We start from the raw sequence: 1,965 nt of genomic DNA on the forward strand, positions 1-1,965 counted from the left end.
CTCATCGGTGTTTCGATTTTAGGGGAGTATTACCCTAACTACCCTCTCCCGAGATTTATATCAGCAGAATATGAAAACCGAAGCTAGACAAATTAGTATGCTGGCCAAAGAAATCAATAACTCAACACCAACAACACAACTTCAATCAGCCTTTGATAAAACAATCGAAAAAGATATGGAAAGATAAAATGATACAAGAAGATAATTTTGAGTTTATTCTCACCCGCACGAAAAGTGTTTTGGGTTTTAGAACTGATGGTGAAGTTGCGACTGCTTTAGATTTATCTCAATCAGCATTTGCAGAAAGAAAAAGAAGAAACTCATTTCCTATCAATGAGTTAGCTCTTTACGTCAAAAATAACAATTCCTTATTGCCAATAACTGTAGAATATATTCTTACAGGTAAAACAGATGACTATGCTAAATCTCTTCCCCTGCATATAGCAGAAACTCTTGAACGACTGTTAAAATTAAGTATAAGTGAACAAGCAGCCGTCCATAACATAGTTAAAAAAATGTATGAGACACGGACAGAGCTGAACCAATTACTAAAATCATCTAAACAAAAAACCTCAACGTTTTAATGGTTTTTAATTTATAGGAATAAATGAAATGAATGACCTGCGTCACATAGGAAAAGAACAGGCTCTATTTATTGCTCATAAACTTCGTGATGAGCTTATTTTCAATATGGCCAAACTCGAAGGTAACTCACTTACTTTTGCAGAAACACAAACAGTAATACAAGGTATTTCTGTTGCTGGTCGTCCAATTAATGATCTTAATCAAGTTATTAATATCCGTGACGGCTGGGATGAATTGATCAATCAAATAAAAACAGACACATTCAAAGTTGATAAAGAAAACTTTGTTTTGATGAATAAAATAGTAGCTAAACTTGAAAACCCATCTGTAGGTGACTTTCGCATTAAACCAGTACTAATCACTGGCACTGAATATATGCCGCCTATGGATATGCTATTAAGTACTTTATTCCGTGAAATGCTTGAAGACTTTGAAGCTACTTCCAACTTTCAATCTAATCATAAATTAAATTTTGAAAGTACTTTTAATCTTTTCCTAGATACAGCGAGAAATCAATATTTTGAAGATGGAAATAAAAGAACTGGCCAATTAATGATGAATGGCGTGCTAATCCTATCAGGATATGCACCTTTTACCATTAGCCCTTCAAGAGACACCGAATTCAGACAAAAACTTTTGGATTTTTACGAATCCGGCAATAAAAATGAAATGATTGACTTCATTTATTCAAGCATAAATTCACCTAGATACTTAGTAATGCAACAAGAGCTAGAAGACGATTTAGACCGCTAAAACTGTAATTACAGTAATTACACTATTACAGCTATTACAGTTTTTTGATTTTTAACATGAATTTACTAAGCCCTGATTTTTATCAGGGCTTTTTTATTTAGAACCAATTACTTATGAAAAAACTTAAAAAATTAGTTTCCTCCGGGCTAATCGCATCATTATTGTTATCTGTTCCATTGATAGCCCCCTACCGAGTACTAAGAACTTTAAGCCGAACCTGCATTAAAATATTTTTTAATCAAAAAAACCTCTGCTCAAATATTGAGCGACAAACCCAACATATTACTAATCAATAAGTTAGACCTCTCTTTTCAGATAAAAAGCCTACTTATTAACATTATTTGTGGATAATAATTCAAAGAAATTTATGCCTGAGTATTTTTTTAGAAATTGGAATAAACTTCTTTTCTGTGGCCGATTCGAACCACTAAGACAGTAAAAACACCTTCATCAATTTGTGCAATTACTCGATAATCGCCAACACGGTACCGCCAGAATTCAGATAAATTTCCTTGAAGAAAACCGCCTTGATTCTTTGGGTCTTTGGAGACTCTTTCGGTTAAAAAACGATGAATACGTTTAGCGACTGGTTTAGAGCCTGTAAATAATTTTGTGTAACTTCCTTTA

The 1,965-nt window shown here is 33.3% G+C and carries 3 protein-coding genes; 2 read left to right on the forward strand and 1 reads right to left on the reverse strand.

What is annotated here, in order from left to right:
* Nucleotides 1-188: 188 nt before the first annotated feature.
* Nucleotides 189-584, forward strand: coding sequence for a helix-turn-helix domain-containing protein (locus HMPREF3144_RS07425; RefSeq protein ID WP_070477245.1), 396 nt, complete (start codon nucleotides 189-191; stop codon nucleotides 582-584).
* Nucleotides 585-612: 28 nt separating this feature from the next.
* Nucleotides 613-1,338 carry a Fic family protein gene (locus tag HMPREF3144_RS07430; RefSeq protein WP_246823928.1) on the forward strand — a complete coding sequence of 242 codons (726 nt, stop codon included), beginning with the start codon at nucleotides 613-615 and terminating at the stop codon, nucleotides 1,336-1,338.
* A gap of 383 nt (nucleotides 1,339-1,721) precedes the next feature.
* Here HMPREF3144_RS07430 and HMPREF3144_RS11455 read toward each other — a convergent pair.
* The coding region (locus tag HMPREF3144_RS11455) for a type II toxin-antitoxin system RelE family toxin (protein ID WP_083290421.1) at nucleotides 1,722-1,965 on the reverse strand (244 nt) is incomplete at its 5' end.

This window comes from Oligella sp. HMSC05A10, assembly GCF_001808335.1.
Taxonomy (GTDB): domain Bacteria; phylum Pseudomonadota; class Gammaproteobacteria; order Burkholderiales; family Burkholderiaceae_B; genus Oligella; species Oligella urethralis.